Source organism: Brachybacterium sp. SYSU DS0246, assembly GCF_059391765.1.
Genome location: NZ_JBZXYT010000021.1, coordinates 47,887 through 70,431, shown reverse-complemented (window position 1 = coordinate 70,431; position 22,545 = coordinate 47,887). Strand labels below are relative to the sequence as shown.

General features: G+C 68.9%; 21 protein-coding genes. 8 read left to right on the top strand and 13 right to left on the bottom strand.

What is annotated here, in order from left to right:
* Nucleotides 1-194: 194 nt before the first annotated feature.
* The 6 genes from AC5020_RS11745 to AC5020_RS11720 all read right to left on the bottom strand — a co-directional run bounded on the left by AC5020_RS11745 (nucleotide 195) and on the right by AC5020_RS11720 (nucleotide 7,053).
* Entirely contained in the window at nucleotides 195-620 is a 426-nt protein-coding gene (locus tag AC5020_RS11745; protein WP_464988420.1) for a type II toxin-antitoxin system VapC family toxin, read from the bottom strand.
* Entirely contained in the window at nucleotides 617-850 is a 234-nt protein-coding gene (locus AC5020_RS11740) for a FitA-like ribbon-helix-helix domain-containing protein (RefSeq protein WP_464988419.1), read from the bottom strand. The genes AC5020_RS11745 and AC5020_RS11740 overlap by 4 nt, the downstream gene beginning before the upstream one ends.
* A 714-nt stretch (nucleotides 851-1,564) precedes the next feature.
* Nucleotides 1,565-3,385 (bottom strand): DUF7380 domain-containing protein, encoded by a 1,821-nt coding sequence (locus tag AC5020_RS11735; RefSeq protein WP_464988418.1) that lies wholly within the window; start codon nucleotides 3,383-3,385, stop codon nucleotides 1,565-1,567.
* A 121-nt stretch (nucleotides 3,386-3,506) separates the two neighbouring features.
* Entirely contained in the window at nucleotides 3,507-4,553 is a 1,047-nt protein-coding gene (locus tag AC5020_RS11730; protein ID WP_464988417.1) for a DUF4238 domain-containing protein, read from the bottom strand.
* Nucleotides 4,554-5,139: 586 nt separating this feature from the next.
* Entirely contained in the window at nucleotides 5,140-6,225 is a 1,086-nt protein-coding gene (ychF, locus tag AC5020_RS11725; protein ID WP_464988416.1) for a redox-regulated ATPase YchF, read from the bottom strand.
* A gap of 177 nt (nucleotides 6,226-6,402) precedes the next feature.
* Nucleotides 6,403-7,053 (bottom strand): NAD(P)-dependent oxidoreductase, encoded by a 651-nt coding sequence (locus AC5020_RS11720; protein ID WP_464988415.1) that lies wholly within the window; start codon nucleotides 7,051-7,053, stop codon nucleotides 6,403-6,405.
* Nucleotides 7,054-7,273: 220 nt separating this feature from the next.
* Here AC5020_RS11720 and AC5020_RS11715 point away from each other — a divergent pair, with 220 nt between their 5' ends.
* Nucleotides 7,274-7,747, top strand: a complete 474-nt coding sequence (locus AC5020_RS11715) for an Rv0361 family membrane protein (RefSeq protein WP_464988414.1) — start codon at nucleotides 7,274-7,276, stop codon at nucleotides 7,745-7,747.
* Between the two features lie 64 nt (nucleotides 7,748-7,811).
* Nucleotides 7,812-9,026: a DNA recombination protein RmuC gene (locus AC5020_RS11710; protein ID WP_464988413.1), complete on the top strand. Its 1,215-nt coding sequence runs from the start codon at nucleotides 7,812-7,814 to the stop codon at nucleotides 9,024-9,026.
* 128 nt (nucleotides 9,027-9,154) lie between these two features.
* Here the strand turns inward: AC5020_RS11710 and AC5020_RS11705 are convergent, their stop codons facing one another.
* Nucleotides 9,155-10,159: a 4-hydroxy-3-methylbut-2-enyl diphosphate reductase gene (locus tag AC5020_RS11705; RefSeq protein WP_464988412.1), complete on the bottom strand. Its 1,005-nt coding sequence runs from the start codon at nucleotides 10,157-10,159 to the stop codon at nucleotides 9,155-9,157.
* Nucleotides 10,160-10,405: 246 nt separating this feature from the next.
* Here AC5020_RS11705 and xseA point away from each other — a divergent pair, with 246 nt between their 5' ends.
* Together xseA and AC5020_RS11695 are read left to right on the top strand one after the other, a co-directional pair.
* Nucleotides 10,406-11,707, top strand: a complete 1,302-nt coding sequence (gene xseA / locus AC5020_RS11700) for an exodeoxyribonuclease VII large subunit (RefSeq protein WP_464988411.1) — start codon at nucleotides 10,406-10,408, stop codon at nucleotides 11,705-11,707.
* A gap of 44 nt (nucleotides 11,708-11,751) precedes the next feature.
* Nucleotides 11,752-12,075: an exodeoxyribonuclease VII small subunit gene (locus tag AC5020_RS11695; protein ID WP_464988410.1), complete on the top strand. Its 324-nt coding sequence runs from the start codon at nucleotides 11,752-11,754 to the stop codon at nucleotides 12,073-12,075.
* Nucleotides 12,076-12,136: 61 nt separating this feature from the next.
* Here the strand turns inward: AC5020_RS11695 and AC5020_RS11690 are convergent, their stop codons facing one another.
* Entirely contained in the window at nucleotides 12,137-12,784 is a 648-nt protein-coding gene (locus tag AC5020_RS11690; RefSeq protein WP_464988409.1) for a DUF4245 family protein, read from the bottom strand.
* 131 nt (nucleotides 12,785-12,915) lie between these two features.
* Between AC5020_RS11690 and AC5020_RS11685 the strand changes: the two genes are divergently transcribed.
* Together AC5020_RS11685 and AC5020_RS11680 are read left to right on the top strand one after the other, a co-directional pair.
* Complete coding sequence (locus AC5020_RS11685; RefSeq protein WP_464988408.1) at nucleotides 12,916-13,827, top strand: carbohydrate kinase family protein; 912 nt, start codon at nucleotides 12,916-12,918, stop codon at nucleotides 13,825-13,827.
* A gap of 136 nt (nucleotides 13,828-13,963) precedes the next feature.
* Nucleotides 13,964-15,379, top strand: a complete 1,416-nt coding sequence (locus tag AC5020_RS11680) for a class II fumarate hydratase (RefSeq protein WP_464988407.1) — start codon at nucleotides 13,964-13,966, stop codon at nucleotides 15,377-15,379.
* A gap of 57 nt (nucleotides 15,380-15,436) precedes the next feature.
* On the opposite strand, the gene AC5020_RS11675 is transcribed toward AC5020_RS11680, so the two are convergent.
* The 3 genes from AC5020_RS11675 to uppS form a co-directional block, all read right to left on the bottom strand.
* Nucleotides 15,437-16,360, bottom strand: a complete 924-nt coding sequence (locus tag AC5020_RS11675) for a putative endonuclease domain-containing protein (RefSeq protein WP_464988406.1) — start codon at nucleotides 16,358-16,360, stop codon at nucleotides 15,437-15,439.
* A gap of 376 nt (nucleotides 16,361-16,736) precedes the next feature.
* Nucleotides 16,737-18,197, bottom strand: coding sequence for an RNA 5'-3' helicase PhoH2 (gene phoH2, locus AC5020_RS11670; RefSeq protein WP_377019909.1), 1,461 nt, complete (start codon nucleotides 18,195-18,197; stop codon nucleotides 16,737-16,739).
* Nucleotides 18,198-18,369: 172 nt separating this feature from the next.
* A complete protein-coding gene (uppS, locus tag AC5020_RS11665) occupies nucleotides 18,370-19,128 on the bottom strand; it encodes a polyprenyl diphosphate synthase (RefSeq protein ID WP_377793119.1) in 759 nt (252 codons plus the stop codon).
* Nucleotides 19,129-19,355: 227 nt separating this feature from the next.
* Here uppS and trhA point away from each other — a divergent pair, with 227 nt between their 5' ends.
* A complete protein-coding gene (trhA, locus tag AC5020_RS11660; protein WP_464988405.1) occupies nucleotides 19,356-20,255 on the top strand; it encodes a PAQR family membrane homeostasis protein TrhA in 900 nt (299 codons plus the stop codon).
* Between the two features lie 194 nt (nucleotides 20,256-20,449).
* Here the strand turns inward: trhA and AC5020_RS11655 are convergent, their stop codons facing one another.
* Both AC5020_RS11655 and mca read right to left on the bottom strand, forming a co-directional pair.
* Nucleotides 20,450-20,878: a hypothetical protein gene (locus AC5020_RS11655; protein WP_464988404.1), complete on the bottom strand. Its 429-nt coding sequence runs from the start codon at nucleotides 20,876-20,878 to the stop codon at nucleotides 20,450-20,452.
* Complete coding sequence (mca, locus tag AC5020_RS11650) at nucleotides 20,875-21,783, bottom strand: mycothiol conjugate amidase Mca (protein ID WP_464988403.1); 909 nt, start codon at nucleotides 21,781-21,783, stop codon at nucleotides 20,875-20,877. The genes AC5020_RS11655 and mca overlap by 4 nt, the downstream gene beginning before the upstream one ends.
* A gap of 281 nt (nucleotides 21,784-22,064) precedes the next feature.
* Here mca and AC5020_RS11645 point away from each other — a divergent pair, with 281 nt between their 5' ends.
* On the top strand, nucleotides 22,065-22,457 hold the full coding sequence (locus AC5020_RS11645; protein ID WP_464988402.1) for a DUF4307 domain-containing protein: 393 nt from the start codon (nucleotides 22,065-22,067) through the stop codon (nucleotides 22,455-22,457).
* Nucleotides 22,458-22,545: the final 88 nt, after the last annotated feature.

The window sequence follows — 22,545 nt, the reverse complement described above, 5'->3', positions numbered from 1 at the left end:
CCCATCCCGAGCGCTTCCGAGCAAAACCCAAAACGCCGTCCCCACCAGCTACGGTCGGGATCAACCACCTCGTGCAAACAGCCTGACCCAGAACAGCCACTGACTCCAACCAGCTTGACAACGCCCGAACGCGACATAAACGGGAGTCGCATCGTCGTATCGAAGCGGGCGGAGATACGCCACACCATCCGGCGTCACCCCTTCACGACCCACGGGTCGACCAGCTCGACGCCGGTGTACGCGAAGTCCTTCACATTGCGCGTCGCACAGATCGCTCCTTGCGCGAGGCAGATCGCGGCGATCTGCGCGTCGGCCGTGCTGATAGGTGCCCCCACGCTCTCCCGAGCCACGAGCACATCGGCATAGCGGTCGGCCGCCGGGTCGTCGAACGGCAGCACCGAGCGACTCCCTCGATACGGCTCGAGAGCGGCTTCGACGCGCCTCGTCAACTCATCTTTGCGTCGACCGTCGGGGAGTCGCCGGACACCCGCCAACAGCTCCGCGAGCGTGACGGACGTGATCGCGACATCACCCGTCAACGACGCGAGCCAATCCACCACATGCGCCTCCGGCGACGGCCGGAAGATCTCTGAGATGACGTTCGTGTCGAGAACAATCACTCGAAGTCCACCGCCCGCGCTGCGTCGTCACGCGCGGGGACCTGCAGGTCTTCGACTCCGCCAACCTCCTGCGCAGCTGACAGCAGCGCCATCCCGATGTGCGGCCGTCGAGCCGCCTTCGTCAGGATGTCGCGAACCTCCGCCTCCATGGAACGACCGTGCTCCTTCGCCTGCGTGGCGAGCCGCTGCTTCACTGCGTCGTCGAGCCCACGAACGATGATGGATGACATCCGCGATCACCTCCTCTGATATCAGTCATGATAGCGCCACCGCAGTGAGCGCACCAGGCACTGTGGCACGCCCCTGATACGGACACCGCCCCAGCCGACTCGTGCCGAAACGACCAGGGCTGTGTCCGTCGACGGGCACTAGTCACACGTTGAAGCGGAACTCCACCGCGTTCCGAAGCCGAGTAACCTCTGCCGTCAGATCGGCTCGCACGTCATCATGCTCGGGTCCCAAGGCGAGTCGCGGATCCGACCAGTGGTCAGGCGGTTACAGCCATACGGGCTTCGTGGCGAGCTCCGGCGGTTCCCACTCGTACCGCGGCCAGACGTGCGCATGCAGGAACGCGTCCTGATTGCCGAGGATCTCGCTCGATCTCCTCCGCGTCACCGCGGCGGCCTGATTCGCCTGCAGGAGTGGGCCTTGACCGGCTCTGGGCCCTCACGCTCGAACGGTCGTGACCCGCGATTCGCACGGCCCTCGCGTCAGCGAACTTCCCAGCCCGGCATCTGTCCGAGCGAACAAGAAGCCGCCCATCGCGGCACGCACTCTGCGGCCACCTGCGGAGAGAATTCATGCAGACATCGCAAGAGCAACTCGCACGTGCTTATACGTTGAACCTGAATTCAACCGCATTCAGGCACCTAGAGACATCTGGGTCACGAGACACCTGCGCCCGACGGAACGAGGTCGCCGCCAGTGCCCTTCGCCATCGGGTCTCAGCCAGACCCTGCTGACTGGGTCCGAGCGCGGCTAATCATCTCGATGACCGGCCACGTCACCAGCCGCAGACAGAACCACCACATGTAGAGCGCCGAGTAGCTCCACGCCGAGTTGTCATCGAGAAGGCCGTGCGCGACGTCGTTGCGTAGGTTCGGACCACCTTGGACGACCAGCATTGCCTTCATCTCCATGACCATCCCTGCACCAAAGACGTCCTCGGTCTCGGTCATGTCGAGAAGCGCGTTCAAGCTCTTCTCACTCTCCACGCCCTGCTCATCGACGAACAACGTGTACACGTCGTGCCGCCTCAACATGACCCGCACGACCTGCTCCAACTGCGGGACCAGAACAGAGACCGCAGCGCCGAAGTTTCCGCCCAAGCCGAGCGCCAGCCCGTCGCCCCACAACGTCTCGTGCCCCTCGGGCACAGTCGGCGACTCCACGCACAGCGACACCATGTACTGCCGACTGAACCGGTGCTCAGTAGTCAGGACCTCTTGCGCAGGCTGGATGATGCCCTTTCCGAGCAATTGGGAATGAAAAAACACCGTACGGACCATCTCGGCCCACACCGCGTCCTCATCGGCTTGACCTGAAGACCCGGGCCTCGATGCGATCTTCCGGAAGTCAGAGGAAAACGTAGATGATCCAAAGAGGTGGCTGATGGTGCCCTCCAGCATCTTCGCGGCGTTCTCGCGCGTACTGGCTTCGTCTAGCGGCGGTGCGAGCATGGCAAATGCAGCGAGCGCGTCGAACTTGTCCGCGTGACCCGAGACTTGTGACCGTGCGTAGGACACTGCGTCAGTCAGATCGACCGGGTCCGACTGGATACGCATCATCTGCTCCATCGACGACTCCCGGCTCTCACGCAACCGAATGCGGAGGTCGTCGATGAGCTCGTCGAGTCCGTTCTCGAGCCGGTAGGAGCGCGGGAGGGTTCGGAGGACTGCGATGGCCTTCTCCAAGAAATGGCCCTCGGCCAGCGCGCCCGCCTCTGGGTCCGTCTGAATGCGGGAATCGGCTTCTGTGATGTAAGTCCGCGCAACGCGCTCGGTCGCAGAGTTCGTCGCTGCCGAGTCCGACCCACTAAGCCACGCGAGCGCCTCACGCTCGAGATGGCGCGACAGGCGAGGGGTTTCCGACGACGCCTGTGCCGCGAGCGCGAACAGCGCTTCGCGCACCTCAGCGCGCCCGGCAACGTCGACACGACCGTGCTGGCGCAATGTCTCCGCGAACCCCACTGTTCTAAAGCTGTCCGTGACCTCGCCGGCCACGACCTGGGCCTTCAGCGCGTCCGACATTTCCTCCACACGCGCCTGGCCGTCCGGGCCGCGCCGTGCTGCAAGCTCGAACGCTCGAACCCACGCGTCCTTCCCCACGCTGAACCACACATCGTCCGTGAGCGGCGCGGCCCGATAAGCGTCGATGGCCCGGTCCAACATCGCAACGTCCGATCGCTCCCCGTAGACCCAGGCGACATCAGCGACCCGAGCCCGCAGATCATTACGTTCGACGAGAGGAGCGATACGTGCCAGTAATGCCACCTGGTCGGCATCGAAGTCCGCCGGTACCACAGTCCGCTTGCCACTGATCTGCATCGCGGGTGTGAACGGCTCCAGCCAGTCCTCAGCGTTCAGCATCGCCGACGACACCATCGCCAACACCCGCAGCACTAGTGCGTGAAGCCCCGTGACGGCCGGATCGGCAGCCGCCCGCTCGAGATGCGATGACAACAACTCTGGCGGTTCATAGCGGTCGTCAAGCGACGCCGCCGCCAGCACGTCCTCCCACCACGTCGGGTCGATCGCGTCGCTCACCGAATCTCCCATGCTCATACGCCACACTTCCTCTACCGGAACATCATCGCCGCCGACGACGCTAGCCCGAGCCGTCTGAGGTCGTCATGTCTTGGTGCTCCGCGCTTCCCCTCGTGTCCCGTCAGCCCTCGCGTCCGTTGGGCGCGAACAGCGGCTCACCGTCGAAGTCCATGTCGACGAGTCCTCCGATCGGCTTGATGTTGATCAGGTCCGGCTCGGGCAGATTGACAGGGACATACCGCTCGTCCTCGGGGTGGTGAAAGACGTACTCCCTAGCCGACTCCGCGGTGTGCAGATTGAACAGTTTCTCCATTGCTGTGGTCCCGGCCTGGATTCGGTCTATCCGTCCGGCAAGCACCATCTCGCGGAGCTGTTGGACACGCGGATCGTCCGCTCCGGCACTCTCCAACATCGCCATGGGATCGCTCATGAGGAGCCCCAACTTGCGCGTGAGCGGGAACGTGACGCCCCATGCCGTCGCGAAGCCGACTCCCTCCCACGGCTCGTCGTCCGGTCGGCGCACCAGACTGACCGGAGCATCCGATGTGATGAGGGAGCGTCGGTCGAAGCGAACGAGTGCCCAGGGGCGGGTCGCAAGGTAGGGCGTCAGTTCGATCGCGGTCTCGACTGCGTTCTGGATGTGAGCCAGGTTGGAGAATCCGATCGGCGGCCCACCGGGCTGGGTGGCCTCGTTCCAGATTCGATCCTCTTGCTCCGGCGTCGGGTCGAATCCGAGATTGTCACGGATCCACGCACCGACATTCTTGCGACCACCGGCACCCACCTCCAGCCGGACCATGGTCGCGCGGAGATGCTCGGTCGTCCTCCGCATATCCGGCCCGCGCACGCTCTGCAACGCCGTGTAGTGGGCGAAGGCCCACCTGTTCTCCTCGGAGGGAGGAAACTCACCGTTGGCGAAGCCCTTGATGATGCCGAGAGCCTGGCCCTCGACCTCGCTCAGCGCCTTCTCGAACGCATCCGGCTCATCGAACTCACCGACCGTGTGGAAGTGGTTCTGCGCAGCCACGTTCTTCACGCTCGGCGTGTATGGCTGCCGGGAGCGGTCGAGGGGTACGACCCTGATGCGCTCTTGGCCCGTCGCGAAGCCTCGAAGGTACCCCTGCGGCACATAGTGATGCAGCTTCGCCGTGCTCTTCTTGCCAGTCATGTGCGCACCATCTCTGCGGTCACACCTGAATCGCACTCACCCATGCAGCTCCCCCTACGTCGCGCATCTGGGCACCTCTTCGATTCAAACTGCAGACCCCTTCTTCATGGCGACAGTCTTCCCTACGGGACCGACAGTCTGAGCGACAAGGGGAAGGAACAGCTCTTCGCAGTCGTGTACAGCGGCGACAGATCCACCACCTACATCTGGCACATCAAGATGTCCTGCGGCCATACGACCACGACCTCTACAGGCGGCGGACGCCCCTATCAGCCGAGCACGCATCGCTGCCCGGAGCGCCGCATCCGGCGCGCCGTCGTCATGGTCGCCCGCGGCATACCCGAAGTCGATGACGACAGCACCGGCGGAGAACCACAATGAGTCAGCATCGCGCCGAATGACCGAGGAGGCCGGACGCGCTCGCAACCGCGTCCAACCGGGCTGCGCGCCTGCCGTGACGCCGATCGCGGATGCTCAGACGCGAGACTGGGACCCAAAGAAGGTGTCAGACGGGCATGTGAGTCGCATTTCGCCACCTAAGGACCTCATGCTGTTTTCGCAGGCCAGCAGGTACTTTTGGCGGTTCCTAGACATTAAACCTAAATTCCACCACGTCCCCGTCACGCATGACGTAGTCCTTGCCCTCCATGCGCACCCAGCCCTTGGCCTTGGCCTCGCTCATCGAGCCGGCCTCCATGAGCTGGTCGAACGAGACGATCTCGGCCTTGATGAACCCGCGCTCGAAGTCGGTGTGGATGACGCCGGCGGCCTGCGGGGCGGTCGCGCCCTTGGGGATCGTCCAGGCGCGCGCTTCCTTGGGGCCGGCGGTGAGGTAGGTCTGCAGGCCCAGGGTGTCGAAGCCGACGCGGGCCAGCTGGTCCAGGCCTGACTCCTCCTGGCCAGTGGATTCGAGCATCTCGGCGGCTTCCTCGGCGTCGAGCTCGATCAGCTCGGCCTCGAACTTGGCGTCGAGGAAGATCGCCTCGGCGGGGGCCACGAGCGCGCGCAGCCGCTCCTGCATCTGGGTGTCGGCCAGCCCGTCCTCGTCGGTGTTGAAGACGTAGATGAAGGGCTTGGCGGTCATCAGCTGCAGCTCGCGCAGCTCGGCGACGTCGATGCCGGCGGCGTCGGCGCCCTGGTAGAGGGTCTTGCCGGTCTCCAGCAGTGCCTTGGCCTTGGTGACGTTCTCCAGCACGGTCGGCTCGATCACGCCGCGCTTGGTGTCCTTCTCCAGGCGCTGCAGCGAGTTCTCGATCGTCTGGAGGTCGGCGAGGATCAGCTCGGTGGTGATGATCTCCATGTCACCGGAGGCGTCGACGCTGCCGGGCACGCGGGTCACGTCGGGATCGGAGAAGGCGCGGGTGACCTGGCAGATGGCCTCGGCCTCACGGACGTTGGCCAGGAACTTGTTGCCCAGGCCCTCCCCTTCGCTGGCGCCCTTGACGATGCCGGCGATGTCCACGAAGGAGACGGTCGCGGGGACCACCTTCTCGCTGTCGTACATCTCGGCGAGACGGCCGAGCCGAGGGTCCGGCAGTGGGACCATGCCGACGTTGGGGTCGATGGTCGCGAACGGGTAGTTCGCGGCGAGGACCTCGGCGCGGGTCAGGGCGTTGAACAGGGTGGACTTGCCGACGTTGGGCAGTCCGACGATTCCGATAGTGAGAGCCACGGGAGGAGATTCTACGTGCCACCGCAGCATCGTCACGGTCCCCAGCGGTGAGCCACTGCTCTCAGATCAGGCAGCCGCGCTCGGCGCGGTCACGGCCGGGAGCTCTGGCGTGCACCGGGTCGCATGGTCCCCGGCAGCGCCCCAGCACTCCCGGCCGGGCAGCGTCACGATCCCCGCTCAGTAGGCGACGGTGAAGTGTCCCCGGCGGTGCGCAGGCTTCTCGATCTCGTCGACGATCGCCAGCGCGAGATCCTGGCCCGAGATGAAGGAGCGCCCGTCCTCGTCCCTCATCAGCACCTCGCCGCCGAGGCGGTAGCTGCGTGTGGCCTCGCCCGGCGCGAAAGAGCCGAACTCGGCAGGCGGGCTGATGAAGAACCAGTCCAGCTCCTCGTCGGCCGCCTTGAGGTCTTCGAGCACGCTGTCGAGCTCGCGCGGCTCGTCCTTGACCTCGAGCGGGAAGTCGGGCGAGTCCACGAACTTCGGCCCGCCTTCGGCGACCAGCAGGGAGCCGGCCCCGCCGATGACGCCGAAGCGGACACCCTTCTCCTGCGCGAGGCGGGCGACGGTCTTCTCGATGCCGCGCAGCGTGCCGGGCTCGGCCATATCCCCACGCGGGGAGAGAGCGGAGACGACGACGTCAGCGTCCTCCAGGATGCTCGCGATGAAGGACTCCTCGCGTACGTCCCCGGTGCGGTACTCGACGCCCTCGAGGGGATCGGACGGTGCGGTGCGGCTGACGGCGAGCACGTCGTGCCCGCGCTCGGCGGCCTCTGCGGCGAGGTGCCCTCCGGCGTAACCGGTGCCTCCCAGGATGACGATTCGCGACATGACCATTCCTTCCCGCGCCCGAAGGGCGTCCGTCGGCCGGCGGATTGCCACCGTCAGACCTCGCAACTGATTGAACATTGGAGAAGTTACTCGCGGTGAGAACGAGACGTCAATGCACGCTCCCGTCGACGCGCGGCTTGGCCCCGACCGAGCGAGGTCGTCCTCGCCGCCTGCCCCCGATTCGGCCAGCGGAGCCCTGCTGCGCGATTACCGTGAGGGCATGGCGACCTACCCCTCCCCCGGACCTGGGCGGCCCGCATCCCGCAGCAAGCTGCCGTGGATCATCGGCGGGTGCTGCGCTCTTCTCGCGCTGGTGACCGCGCTCGTCGCAGTGGTCGGCGGCGTGTGGTTCTTCGCGCTGCGCGAGACGCCGGAGGACGTCGTCCAGCAATACCTGGATGCCTGGGACGCTCAGGACTGCGAAACCTTCGAAGCGGTCTCCACCGAGGACTTCCGGGGCGAGGACTACACATGCTCCAGCTGGTCGGAGCGCATCCAGGAGGAAGATCTGACCTTCGAGACAGAGATCGGCGAGACCACGATCGACGGCGACCGCGCCGAGGTCCGCATCACCGAGGTGATGACCGACTCCACCGGCAGCTATGAGGCCGTCTACGACTTCCTCCTGATCAAGGACAGCGGTGACTGGCTGCTCGACGGCTCCGAGACGGTCAGGGAGTCTCGCCCCGTCTGAGTCCTCGTGAGCTGACGGCGCGTGGCGGCGCTCGACCGTCGCACCCCCGTGGTGTGCTGGGCCCATGAGCGGTACACAGATGCTCCTGCTGGGATTCCTGCTGGGCGCGGCGGTCGGAGCCCTCGCCACCTGGCTGCTGCTGCGCGAGCGCGCCCGCGTCGCCGGTGAGCAGCAGCGCGCCGAGGCCGAGGCCTCCGGTCAGCTGCTGCGCCTGGCCGACGAACGCTTCGAGCGGGACATGGCCCGTCGCGACGCGGCGGAGGAGGAGCGCGAGGCGGAGCTGCAGCGCACCCTCGCCCCCATCACCGCCACGCTCTCGCACCTGGAGCGCTCCCTGGCACGCTCCGAGGCGGCGCGCATGGAGGCCGAGGGGGCGCTGCGCTCCCATCTCGACCAGCTCGCACAGCGCGCGCAGTCGCTGGAGACCGGAACCAGCGCCCTCACCGCGGCGCTGCGGGCACCCACGGCGCGAGGCCGCTGGGGCGAGGTGCAGCTGCGACGGATCGTCGAGGCCGCCGGCATGCTCGAGCACGTCGACTTCAGTGAGCAGCTCGCCGGCACGAGGGCCGACGGGGACAAGGGGCAGCGGCCGGATCTGGTCGTGCATCTGGCCGGCGACAGGCACGTGGTGGTCGACGCCAAGGCACCCATGGACGCCTACCTCGATGCGACCGGCGAGACCGACCCCGATCGCGCCGCGGCACGCCGCCGGGCGCACGCCAAGGCACTGCGCCACCACGTCGGGGTCATCTCGGGCAAGGCCTACTGGAAGGCGCTCGGGGACACTCCGGAGTTCACAGTGCTGTTCGTACCCAGCGACGGTGTGCTCGCGGCGGCCCTGGAGACGGACCCGGATCTGCTCGAGCACGCTTTCGCCAAGGACGTCGTCGTCGCCTCGCCGGCGACTCTGGTGGCGCTGCTGCGCACCGTCGCGCACACGTGGCGCACCGATGCCCTCAATCGGGATGCGCGCGCAGTGCTCGAGGCCGGGCGCGAACTGCACCACCGGCTCGGCACCTTCGTCGGCCATCTGGGCAAGGTGGGCCGGTCACTGGACTCATCGGTCGCGGCGTTCAACGAGGCGGTGGGCTCGCTGCAGTCACGGGTCATGGTCACGGCGCGCCGGTTCGAGGACCTGGGGCTCAGTGGTACGGAGATCGACGAGGTCGATCAGCTCACGCGGCGAGCCCGCACGCTCGATGACGCCGATATCGCAGATCTCGCGCGCCCGGCAGAGGCCCGCGCCCAGTCCCCCGATCGCGAGGATCGCGCCAGCTGATCCATGTATCGCGCGTTCCCGCGGGAACGCTGCACTCCGTCGAGACGTTCCCGCGGGAACGTTTCTCGCGGCTGCGTCAGCTTGGAGGGCAGATGCCCGGCGGCTCGGCGCTCAGGACTCGATGATGATCAGGATTCGGCCGTGGCGTGGCGACCCGACGGACGCTGGCGGCGGTCCGTCTCACCGCTGGCCTTCATCGACTGGCGCAGCTCACGGGGCAGGGAGAACATGAGGTCCTCCGTCGCGGTCCGCACGGGCTCGACATCCCCGAAACCGCGCTCGGCGAGCTCGCCGAGCAGCTGCTGGACCAGGATCTCGGGCACGGAGGCACCGGAGGTCACGCCCACGGTCTCGATCCCCTCGAACCACTCGTCGCGCAGCTCGGCGACCGAGTCGATGCGATGGGAAGCCTTGGCGCCGGCCTCCAGCGCCACCTCCATCAGACGCACCGAGTTCGAGGAGTTCGGGGAGCCGACGACCAGGACCAGATCGGCCTGGGGCGCGAGGTTCTTGACCGCGACCTGCCGGTTCTGGGTGGCGTAGCAGATGTCGTCGCTGGGCGGGGCCTGCAGCGCCGGGAAGCGCTCGCGGAGCCTGTTCACGGTCTCCATGGTCTCGTCCACGCTGAGGGTGGTCTGCGAGAGCCACACGACCTTCTCGGGGTCGCGCACCGTCACGTCGCCGACGTCGTCGGGCGAATTGACGACCTGGACGTGCTCCGGGGCCTCCCCCGCCGTGCCCTCGACCTCCTCGTGGCCGTCGTGGCCCACCAACAGGATGTCGTAGTCCTCGCGGGCGAAGCGCACCGCTTCCTTGTGGACCTTTGTCACCAGCGGACAGGTCGCGTCGATGGTGCGCAGATTGCGCTCCTCGGCCATCTCGCGAACCTTCGGGGAGATCCCATGGGCGGAGAAGATCACGAGCGACCCCTCGGGGATCTCGTCGACCTCCTCGACGAAGATGGCGCCCTTCTCCTTCAGCCGATCCACGACGAACTTGTTGTGGACGATCTCGTGGCGCACGTAGACGGTCTCGTCGTAGTGCTCGAGGGCCCGTTCGACGGCGACCACAGCCCGGTCGACTCCGGCGCAGTAGCCGCGCGGCTCGGCAAGAAGGACGGTTCCGTTGCTCACGCCCCCATCGTAGGAGCGCGGAGCCGATCACGGCAGGGACGTGGGGCAAGACTCACCAACCCTGCACAGACCCGGTCCCGGGACGTCACCTCTGAGCGTCCGGGGCGGCGCCCCTCGGGGCGCGATCCCGCTGCGGCAGGGTCGTCGCTCGTGTGCGCCCCGGAACGTTCCTCCCCAGGGCATCTGCATCCCCCGAGCCCGGCGGCGGGGCCCACGCTGTCCCACCCTCGTGCCACAGTGGTGCCCATGAGCGAGACCTCCTCCGAACCCGGCGCGAGCGGTGCCGCGGCGCCGCGGCCGGCCCTGGCTCCCACCGCGGCGCTGACCACGGCGGAGAACCCCTGGCCGCTGCGGCAGCTGTCGGTCAAGGTGAGCGAGTACGTCGCCCGGATGTCCCCGCTGTGGGTCGAGGGTGAGATCGTCCAGCTCAATCGGCGTCCTGGCTCGGGCCTGAGCTTCATGACCCTGCGCGATATCGACGTGGACATGTCGTTCTCGGTGCCGATCCGCGAACACGTGCTGCGTGCCCTGCCGATGGAGCCGGTCGCCGGTGCCCGCGTCGTCGTCCATGCCAAGCCGACGTTCTGGACCAAGCGCGGCAGCCTGCAGCTCGAGGCCGACGACATGCGGCCGGTCGGGCTCGGAGAACTGCTCGCCCGGCTCGAGCAGCTCAAGCGGGTCCTGGCCACAGAAGGCCTGTTCGATGCGTCCCGCAAGCAGTCGCTGCCCTTCCTGCCGCGCGTGGTGGGCCTGATCTGCGGCCGCGAGTCCGCCGCCGAGCGTGACGTGGTGGTCAATGCACGGCGCCGCTGGCCGGCAGTGCAGTTCGAGATCAAGGAAGTGGCGGTGCAGGGCACCAAGGCCGTGCGGGAGGTCTCCGCGGCGCTGCGCGAGCTCGACGAGCGCGAGGACGTCGACGTCATCATCCTCTCGCGCGGGGGCGGCTCCCTCGAGGACCTGCTGCCCTTCTCCGACGAACAGCTGACCCGGCTGGTCGCCACCGCGAGCACCCCGATCGTCTCCGCGATCGGCCACGAGGTCGATACGCCCCTGATCGATCTCGCGGCCGACGTGCGCGCCTCCACTCCCACCGATGCCGCCAAGCGCGTGGTCCCCGACATCCAGGCGGAGCTGGAGCAGCTGAACCTGGGACGCACCCGGCTGCGCTCCGCGATTCGTGCCCGGCTGGAGCGGGAGCAGTCCGCGCTGGATGCGATGCGCTCGCGCCCCGTGCTGGAGAATCCCTCGACCATCCTGGCCGGGCGCGCCGACGAGATCCGTTCCCGGATCGCCCTGGCCCGCACCCTGGTGGGATCGCGACTGGACCGCGCCGCCGACCAGATCGACCACCTCGGCCGGCAGGTGCGCTCCCTCGGTCCGCTGGCCACTCTCGAGCGCGGCTACGCGGTGGCGCAGACGGCCGATGGCAGCATCGTGCGCTCCCCGGAAGCAGTCGCCGTCGGGGAGCCTGTCTCGGTGCGTGTCGCCGGCGGACGCTTCGGCGCCCAGCGCACCGAGAACGACCCGTACACGCCGCCGGCGCCCTGACCCTGCCGTCCTGATCCCGTGCCCTCCGACCGTGAAGGAAGCCCATGAACCAGTCCCCTGCCGAGACTCCCACCGGCCCGTCCGACGCCGCGAGCACGGACGATCACCAGGCCGCGGAGACCGTCCCCGAGGTCACTCCCAAGGAGGACCAGCAGCTTCCGGCCGACATCGCCGAGCTGTCCTACGAGGCCGCCCGCGATCAGCTGGTCGAGGTCGTGCGCCGCCTCGAATCCGGTCAGGGCGGCCTCGAGGACTCCATCGGGCTGTGGGAGCGCGGCGAGATGCTCGCCCGGCGCTGTCAGCAGTGGCTCGACGGGGCACGCGAGCGCCTCGATGAGGCCGTCAGCGCGCGGCGCGAGGAGGACTGAGCTCGGCATTCCGGGAGGGCCCCGGGAGCACTGACCTCAGCGCTCCGGGGTCCTGAGAACGTCACGCTCCCGCTGTCTGCTCCATGTCGGCGAGCGCGGCGTCGGTGAGGGTTCGCAGCTCGGCGGGGTCGGCGTCTCCATGCACCAGGACCCCGAAGTCCTCTCCCTGGCAGGCGATGCCCTGCTCGGTGGCGTCCCCCTCGCCACCGCGAAGGATCTGGCAGTCGGCCCCGCCGATGCTCAGCTCCTCCTCGACGACGGCGCCGGGAAGGGCGGAGGAGAGCATGGGCGCACTGACCTCGGCTTCCTCGGTCAACGTCACCAAGCCTCCCTCCGGCGAGGAGTACTGCACCTGCCAGCGCGCGTTCTCGCCACCGGTGAACCGCGCCGAACGTTCAGTCCATCCCTGGCCGAGCGCCGGCGCAGCGACCGGGAATCCTGCCTCGGCCTGCGCGCGCTGGGCACTCTCGGCGACATCCACCTCGGAGTTCTCCAGCGGCTCGCGATCGAGATCGCTGCCCACGCCGAAGAACGCGATCCCGACGATGACCACCACGGCGACCGTCAGACTGAGAGCCCACACCATGTTGCGCAGAACCGTGTTCTGCTTCGTGGGCAGTTGATACGCCGATTTCGGCTGCGCCGGCGGGTCCTGGCTCTCCGGCGCGGCAGGCTGAGCGTCGGTCGTCTCGTCGCGGGGCACGTGCATGACCCCATTGTCCCGCACCGCGCCTCCACCGCCGGCGCCTCGCGCGGTCGTACCGCTCTCCTGCACACTCTGCGCCCCGGTGGCGGCCCATCGGGTTCGCTCTGGACCCGGAAACCTGCGATGATCGACCGGTGACCGCGAGATTCCTCATCGTCGGAGAAGCCCTCACTGACATCGTCGTCGGCGCCGACGGCGCCCGTCGTGAGCATCCCGGCGGTTCCCCCATGAACGTGGCCGTCGCGCTGAGCCGCCTCGGCCACGCCACCCATCTGCTCACCCACATCGGCAACGATGCTCGAGGCGACGCCATCCGCGCCCATCTCGCCGAGTCCCGGGTCGAGCTGACCCCGGCGAGCTCGCTCGAGGGGCGCACCTCGACGGCGGAGGCCGTGCTGGATGCGAACGGATCCGCGACATACACGTTCGATCTGGCATGGGACCCCGATCCGGCCGGGCTGCCCGAGGACGTGGACGCGGTGCACACCTCCTCGATCGCCGCTGTGCTGGATCCGGGTGCCGCGACCGTCACGGACGTTCTGCGCCGAGCCCGCGAACGCTCGACCATCAGCTACGACCCCAATGCCCGACCGACTCTCATGGGCGATCCGGTGGCGGTGCGCGAGAGGGTCGAGGCGAACATCGCTCTCAGCGACATCGTCAAAGCCTCCGACGAGGACGTGACCTGGCTGTACGACACCGAGGACGTCGAGGACGTGGTCGCCTCCTGGCGCGATCTGGGCCCGGGACTGACGGTCTTGACCCGCGGCGGCGAGAGCGCTGTCGGATTCACCGACGGCGGTCGCGTGCAGGTCTCCCCCGTCGTCACCGAGGCGGTCGACACCGTCGGCGCCGGGGACACCTTCGCCGCCGGCATCCTCGACGCGCTCGCCGACAAGTCACTGCTGGGCGCCGACCGCCGCGAAGGACTGGCGTGGCTGCCCTCCGACGACGTCGCCGCCGTGCTGCGGCGCGCCTCGAGACTCGCCGCGATCACCGTCTCGCGGCCCGGCGCGGACCCGCCGTGGAGCCACGAGCTGAGCTGAGCTCCACCGGCGCTCGGCCGCCCATCTCCAGGGGCCGCCCGGCTCCATCTGCCTCATCGGCCCCATAGCAACCGCACGACCCGATTCGATCGCCCGACCAGCTCGATCGTACGAACAGACTGAGGGAGGCCTCTCCATGTCCCAGACCACGCCGGCCAGCGACCAGGACGACTACCGCATCGAGCACGACACCATGGGTGAGGTCCGGGTGCCCGCCTCGGCCCTGTACCGCGCGCAGACCCAGCGCGCCGTCCAGAACTTCCCGATCTCCGGGCAGGGGCTGGAGACCGCGCACATCCACGCCCTCGCCCAGGTGAAGAAGGCGGCGGCGCGCGCGAACAAGGACCTGGGAGTCCTCGCGGCGGACATCGCCGACGCGATCGTGGCCGCCGCGGACGAGGTCATCGCCGGCGATCACGACGGCCAGTTCCCCGTGGACACCTACCAGACCGGCTCCGGCACCAGCTCGAACATGAACATGAACGAGGTGCTGGCGACACTGGCCAGCGACGGCGGGCCCGACGTCCACCCCAACGATCACGTCAATGCCTCGCAGTCCTCCAACGACGTGTTCCCCACGTCCGTGCACGTGGCGGTCACCGAAGGCGTCGCCAAGCAGCTGCTGCCTGCGCTGGACCACCTCGCCGAGTCGCTGGAGACCAAGGCCGAGGCATGGAAGGCGGTCGTGAAGTCCGGCCGCACCCACCTGATGGACGCCACCCCGGTCACCCTCGGCCAGGAGTTCGGAGGGTATGCCGCCGCGATCCGCTACGGCATCGAGCGCGTCGAGGCGGCGCTGCCCCGCACCGCCGAGGTCCCCCAGGGCGGCACCGCCGTGGGCACCGGGATCAACACCCCCGCGGGCTTCCCCCAGAAGGTCATCGCCAACCTCGCCGAGCAGACCGGGCTGCCGCTGACCGAGGCCCGCAACCACTTCGAGGCGCAGTCGGCCCGCGACGGCCTGGTGGAGATGTCCGGTGCGCTGCGCACCATCGCCGTGTCGCTGACCAAGATCTGCAATGACCTGCGCTGGATGGGTTCGGGCCCCAACACCGGGCTCGGCGAGATCGCGCTGCCCGACCTCCAGCCCGGCTCCTCGATCATGCCGGGGAAGGTCAACCCGGTGATCCCCGAGGCCGTGCTGATGGTCTGCGCCCGCATCGTCGGCAACGATGCGGCGATCGCCTGGGGCGGCGCTCAGGGCTCCTTCGAGCTGAACGTGCAGATCCCGCTGATGGGCACCAGCCTGCTGGAGTCGATCCGTCTGCTCTCCAACGCCTCGCGCGTGCTGGCGGACAAGACCGTCGACGGGCTCGTCGCCAACGAGGAGAAGGCCCGGTTCTACGCCGAGGCCTCCCCCTCCATCGTGACGCCGCTGAACAAGCTGATCGGCTACGAAAGCGCCGCGAAGATCGCCAAGCACGCCGTGGCGGAGCGGGTCTCCGTGCGCGAGGCGACGATCGCGCTGGGCTTCGTCGAGCGCGGCGAGCTCACCGAGGAGCAGCTCGACGCGGCCCTCGACGTGCTCTCGATGACGGCGCCGCAGGCCTGACGCGCGTGCTCGGGCGAGCGCTGGGCACGGGCTCAGTACCCGAGCCCAGCGCCCGACTCATCCTGCTCGCCGTTCGATGCGGTCGGCGACCGGGAGACGGTGGTCGCCGCGCCCCAGCACCGCACAGAGCATCACCTCCGTCGCCTTCCACTCGAGGAAGACCTGTTCCCATGTCAGCCTCGTGACGGTGTAGCCCTTCGCACGAAGGAACAGATCTCGATGACGGTCCGCCTGGTAGCTGGCGGGATCATCGTGAAAGCTCCGGCTGTCGCATTCGATCACCCAGCTGTGACCGACCAGCAGATCCATCCGCCGCTCGTCACCGGCGCCGTCGACGAAGCGCACCTGGGGCCGCACCTCGATGCGTCGCTCCTCCAGCCACCAGCGCACTGCTGTCTCCGTCCCGGACTCGGCGTCACCGCGGATGCGCGAGAGAGGGCGGCGCGGGCGGGTCGGCAATCTCGCCACGAGAGCCTGCGCTGCGGCAAGCGTGAGCTTCCTCTGATGCACAGCGGACTCGAACAGGATCGCCGCCTTCACGGTGGGCAGACATCGTGCGGCATGCTCCAGCACCAGCTCGATCGACGGCACAGGATCATCGTCCGGCCAGGCGGACATCCCTCGCCCGTGGAGGATCAGCGGCTCCGGCGCTCCCCGCCGGATCACCTGGCCCTCCTCTCGCCGGACCGGGGAGAGCCGGATCGGTTCGAGCAGCTCGGCACGTCGATCGGCCCGCGGTCGGTATACGTGCACGCCGGTGTGGAGCGGCGTCCAGAGGCCATGGAATGCTGCGGCATCGATGCAGGTGGGGCGCAGACCGTGCTCGAGGAGAACGACCAGGGACTCCGGGGCCTCTGGGGTGACGTACCACGGTTGGACGCTGCGCAGCGCTCCGCGACGACGCCACCGCGCGACATCCTCCGTGCCGACCCCGTCCTCGCCACGGAGCTGGTCTCGGTGCCGGACGCCCCTGATCTGCATGCCCCCAAGAAGACGTCACCCGTCGCACTCGGACAAGCACTGTCGCCCGATTGTGGATGACCGTCCCGACGAGCCTGCGAGCAGAACCGTGCGGGGTGGCCTCGGCTCTGCTCTGCGCGGGCCTGCACGGGATGGGCCGGGCGGCCGCGGACCGTCCCCGCTCTGCACGGGCCCGCACGGGAAGGGCCGGGTCAGATTGGAGCCAGCATGTGCACAGCTAGGCGCTATATGGGCCTAGCTGTGCACATGCTGGCTCCAATCGTGGCTCAGCCCAGCCGGACCCTGTAGCACGATCTCCCGCGCACCCCGGCCGCGGGCGAGCGCACTCCGGCTCGGCCAGGCGCACCCGGGCCCAGCCAGGTGCGCCCGGCCACCGTCAGAGCACCGGTTCGTCGAGGACGTGCGTGACCAGCTCGGCGACCTTCGAGCGCTCGGAGCGCTGGAGGGTGATGTGCCCGAACAGCTCCTTCTCCTTGAGCGCCTCGACGACCGAGGCGATCCCGTCGTACCGGCCGATGCGAAGGTTGTCGCGCTGGGCGATGTCGTGAGTGAGGACCACGCGGGAGTTCTGCCCGATGCGCGAGAGCATCGTCAGCAGCACGTTGCGCTCCAGCGACTGGGCCTCGTCCACGATCACGAAGGCATCGTGCAGGGAGCGGCCGCGGATGTGGGTCAGCGGCATGACCTCGAGCATGCCGCGGGAGAGCACCTCGTCGATGACGTTCTGGGAGACCATCGACCCGAGGGTGTCGAAGACGGCCTGTCCCCACGGCCCCATCTTCTCGGACTGGTCACCGGGCAGATAGCCGAGCTCCTGCCCGCCCACCGCGAACAGCGGACGGAACACCATGATCTTGCGCTGGGTGCGGCGCTCGAGCACCGCTTCCAGCCCTGCGCACAGCGCGAGGGCACTCTTGCCGGTGCCGGCACGGCCACCGAGCGAGACGATGCCGACGGACTCGTCCTGGAGCAGGTCGATCGCCACCCGCTGCTCGGCGGAGCGGCCACCGACGCCGAAGACCGTCTGGTCGCCCTGGACCAGTCGCGCCTTCTTGTCCCGGGTGATGCGGCCCAGGGCCGAGCCCCGCGGGCTGGTGATCGTGAGCCCGGTATGGACCGGCTGGTGAGCCACCTCGGGGATCTCCACGGTCTTGCCGGCATAGAGATCGCTCATGGTCTGCTCGTCGACGCCGGCCGAGACCATGCCGGTGTAGCCGCGGTCGCGGGCGAGCTCGGCCCGGTACTCCTCGGCGTGGATCCCGGAGGCCGAGGCCTTGATGCGCATCGGCAGGTCCTTGGAGACCAGCACGACGTGCTTGCCCTCCAGCTGCAGGTTCTTCGCCACCGCGAGGATGCGGGTGTCGTTGTCGCCCAGGCGGAATCCGTCGGGCAGCGACGCCGAGTTCATGTGGTTCAGCTCGACGTGCACATGGCCGCCGGCCTTGCCGATCGGCAGCGGCTGGGCGAGGTTGCCGTGCAGCTCGCGCAGGTCGTCGAGCAGGCGCAGCGCCTGCCGGGCGAAGTACCCGAGGTCGGGGTGGTGCCGCTTGGACTCCAGCTCCGTGACCACGACGATCGGCAGCACGATGTCGTGCTCGGCGAAGCGGTGCAGGGACAGCGGGTCGGACAGCAGCACCGAGGTGTCCAGCACGTAGGTGATCACGCCGGTCTCGATGTCGGCCAGGACCTGCTGAGCGACGCCGGGCTGCAGGGAGGGCACGACGGGCGAGCCGTCCCGGTTCGGGGACTCGATCACCTCCCGCCCGGAACTCGAGCCATCCGGTGCCAGGCCTCCGTCGGCCGGCGCCGTCTCACGGGCGATGGTGGTCTCATCCATAGGAGCCTCCCGAAATCTCGCGGATGCCAGGACACTAACCGCGCCGGCACCCGGCGCCGGGCGAGTCCCGCCGTCGGCGGGCTCGACGTTCACCCGATCGTCATCCGGAGTTCTGACGAGCTCCGGTACGGCCAGTCTGCCACCGCCACGGCGGCATCGACGGGATTGATCATCACGCGCCGTAGCGCCGCTCGCGTCGGCAGAAATCGCGCAGGGCGCGCAGCAGGTCCACGCGCCGGAACCCCGGCCAGTAGGTCTCGCAGAACCAGTACTCCGAGTGGACCGACTGCCACAGCAGGAAGCCCGACAGCCGCTGCTCGCCGGAGGTGCGGATGATCAGATCCGGGTCCGGCTGGCCTCGCGTGTAGAGGTGATCGGCGATCGAGCCGACGCTGACCTCCGCGGCGATCTGCTCGGGGGTCTTCCCCTGCCCGCCGAGGTCGAGGACCAGCTCGCGCACGGCATCGACGATCTCCTCGCGACCTCCGTAGCCGATGGCGACGTTCACCGTCAGCGGCGAATCCGGGGCTGCGCGCTCCTGGGTGCGGGCGATGCCGGCACGGACGTCCTCGGGCAGCGCCTCGGCGTTGCCGGTCAGCCTGACGCAGTAGCCGGCCTCCACGATCTCCTCGACCGTGGAGGCGATGATCTCGTAGAGGGCCACCAGTTCCTCGGGCGGCCGGCGCATGTTGTCCGTCGAGAGCATCCACACCGTGACCAGCGGGATGCGCAGATCCTCGCACCAGGAGAGGAACTCGACGATCTTGGCGGCCCCGACGCGATGACCGTGCTCGGTGGTCTCACCGGCCGCCTTCGCCCAGCGCCGGTTGCCGTCGACGATGACGCCGAGGTGCTGGGGCAGCTGGTAGGCCTCCAGCTCCTTGGTCAGCCGCCTCTCGTAGACGCGGTAGAGAAGGCCGTCGTCGTCCACAGCAGCCTCCCTTTCCGTCGATCCGCGCGAGGTCCCCCGCCAGAATGGCATGGCCGCACCGCATGGCGTACCCGATCGCGCGCCCGGAGGGGATCGACCGGGCTCGCGGCCCCCTGCCATTATCGGTGACATCCACACGCGGTCCCTGCAATCCACAGGGATCATCACCGGATCGACACAGGGTGCCGCAGCACTAAGTTACGCACCCGTAGGTTAGGCTCTCCGTCATGACCAACGGCCTTCGCCGCGAGCATTCCTCGCAGCCCTCGAACGATGTCCCGCCCGCCGGGCAGCCACCCCGGGCCGAGGCGCGCGCTCGGCGGCGCGAGGACCGCGCCGCGCAGGAAGCCGTCGAGGCGGTCTCCGAGACCGCCGGGGACCAGGGCCCGGGGGAGGACACCGGGGACGATGCCGACATCCCCACCGCCGCGGAGCACACCTTCGCGCCCCGGAGCCTGACCCGGTCCATGGCTGCGCGTGCCACGCGGCTCGGCGTGCAGCTGCCCAAGCCACGCCTGCGCGGGATGCTGCACCTGATCGCGTTCCCGGCTTCGCTGGTGGCCGGTCTGCTGCTGGTCGCTCTCGGCGAGACGACGGCGATCCGGCTCTCGTGCGCCGTGTTCGTGCTGACGGCCGGCATGCTGTTCGGGGTCAGCGCCACCTACCATCGCGGCAGCTGGTCCTCGGAGCGCGCCATCATGCTGCGGCGGTTTGACCACGCGAACATCTTCCTGATCATCGCCGGGACCTACACGCCGATCGCCGTGGCCCTGCTGCAGCCGCGCCAGGCGCTGACCCTGCTGGCCATCGCCTGGGGCGGCGCGGCGGTGGGCGTCTGCTTCCGCCTGTTCTGGACCGGTGCCCCGCGCTGGCTGTACGTGCCGGCGTACGTCGCGCTGGGCTGGATCGCGATCTTCTACATGCCGCAGCTCTACGCCGGTGGCGGCTGGGCCGTGGTGGTGCTGCTGGTCGCCGGGGGCCTGGCCTACACCTCGGGCGCAGTGGTCTACGGCCTGAAACGACCGAATCCCTCACCGGCCTGGTTCGGCTTCCACGAGATCTTCCACGCGGGCACCCTGGCGGGCTTCGGCTGCCACTTCGCCGCGGTCGCCGTCTCCATCGCCTGATCACGCGGCGGACCCCGCCGGTCAGGAGAGCCGCAGTCTCCCGGCGCTCGCCGACGGCACGCGGGCGGGCCTCGCGTCGCGTGCGGGCGGCGCGTCACGGGCCGGCCTCGCGTCGTGTCCAGCCCTCGCGTCAGGTGCCAGCTCCGCGCTGCCCGTGCGGGCGCCGGGCCGCTGCCGGCCGACGAGCCCGGGTCTCAGCGCTGGTCGCGCTGGTCGTCGCTTCCGCGCCTGGGATCCCCGTCGGCCGACGGGCCGGACTGCGGCGGGCCGCCCCTGTCCTCGGGGCCGCCCTGGCCCTCCGGACCGCCCTGATCCTCCCGGCCGGCGGCGTCTGAATCCTCGCGAGCGCGCTCGCCCTTCGCGGACTGTTCCGCCGCTTTGGCCTCCATCCGCTCCTGGACCCGTGCGCGGGCCTGGACACGGCGCGTGCGCCGCGACATGTCCAGCACCAGCAGCACGACCACGACGGCGAGCAGGAACACCACGAGGAACCCGGGCAGCCCCGGGGAGACCGTCACGGCGTTGAGATCCTCCCCGTCCGAGGGGGCGGGATCGGCGAGAAGGCGCCCCACCGTCCCGGAGACGCCGGCGCCGAGGGCGGGGATGAGCCCCGTGCCCGTCATGGCCGGGCCTCGAGGGAGTCGGGACGCAGTCCGGCGAAGAGGTCGTTCTCGGGCAGTTTCACGCCGATGCGGGAGATGTGCAGTTCGTAGTCCTCGGTCCCCCACACGGCGAGTTCGACCTCGTGCGGAATGCGGAAGAACGGGCCGTCGGGGTCGACCTGGGTGGCGTGGGCACGCAGTGCGTCATCGCGCACTCCCAGGTACTCGCGCACGTCGATCCGGGTCGTCAGGAGCCGGTCGGTGCTCTCGTCGAGCCGCTGCAGCATCTGTTCGAGCTCCTCGTTGGGAGTGCCCTCGGCGCGCAGATGACGGTTGATCGCCGAGAACCGCTGCCGGTGGAAGCCGTTGATGTAGTAGAGCTTCGCGACCTCCCAGGGCTCGCCGAGCTCGGGCGCGAAATCGGGATCCGCGGCGAGGTCGAAGGCCGCCAGGCTCACGCGATTGACCTGGATGTGGTCGGGGTGGGGGTAGCCGCCGTTCTCGTCGTAGGTGGTCATCACATGCGGGCGCAGTCGGCGCACGGCCTCGACCAGCGGTCTGGCCGCCTCCTCCGGGGAGAGCGTGGCGAAGCTGCCGGCGGGCAGCGGCGGCAGCGGGTCGCCCTCGGGCAGTCCGGAATCGATGAAGCCCAGCCACTCGTGATCCACGCCCAGGATCCGCTGCGCCTCAGCCATCTCGCGGCGGCGGACCGCCGGCAGGTCGCTCATCAGTGAGGCATCGTCGCGCAGCTTGGGATTCAGCACGTCACCGCGTTCGCCGCCCGTGCAGGTGATGACGGTGACCTGCGCACCCTCTCGCACGTAGCGAGCGGTCGTCGCGGCGCCCTTGGAGGACTCGTCGTCCGGGTGCGCGTGGACGGCCACCATCCGCAGGGTCTCATCAGGGGCGGGAAGCTGGACGGACACGGCACTCCTCGGAAGCGGCGGGATGGGAACGGCCCCGGACGGGCCCGGTGCGGGCACCGGATCGCGTGGGGCACCAGCGCCCGATCGTACGCCACCCCGACTGAAGGATCCCAGTGCCCGGCACGGTCGCACGGGAACGGGACGGGAGCTCTCCGGCGGCGCCGCGACCGTCGGCCGGGGCCCGCCCGAGGGGCCGCGCGAGAGCCTGCGGGCGCGACCGGGAGCAGGACCTGCGGGACCGTCTGAGAAACGGCCCCGCCGGGGTCTGGAAGACTGAGGGCATGAATGGTTCCACGCATCGTCCGGCGGATCGCTACGGCGGCCCGATCGTCACGAAGCGCACGGCACGAGTGCTCCTGGCCGCGGCCGCAGCCGTGTTCCTGGCCGTCGTCGTCTACGTCGGCATGCAGGTCGCCAGCAACCCGATCAAGTCCGAGGTGCTCGCCTACGAGCATCTCGACGACGACCTCATCGGGGTCGACTACGTGGTCACGATGCGTCCGGGAACCGAGGCCGTCTGCCAGATCCAGGCCCTGAACAAGGGGCGCGCGCAGGTCGGCTTCGTCGAGACCACCATCGCGGCGCAGTCCGAGAGGCGCAGCGCCCACCACGTGGAGATCGCCACCCAGGGCGAGGCGGTCTCCGCGGAAGTGGTGGGCTGCGAACCGGCCTGATCCGTGAGCCGTCGAGGGAGACCCCGGGTTCTCCGATCGCGAAACAGCGCACAGGGTCCCGGAACTCGGAATCTCGCGGTGTAAGGTA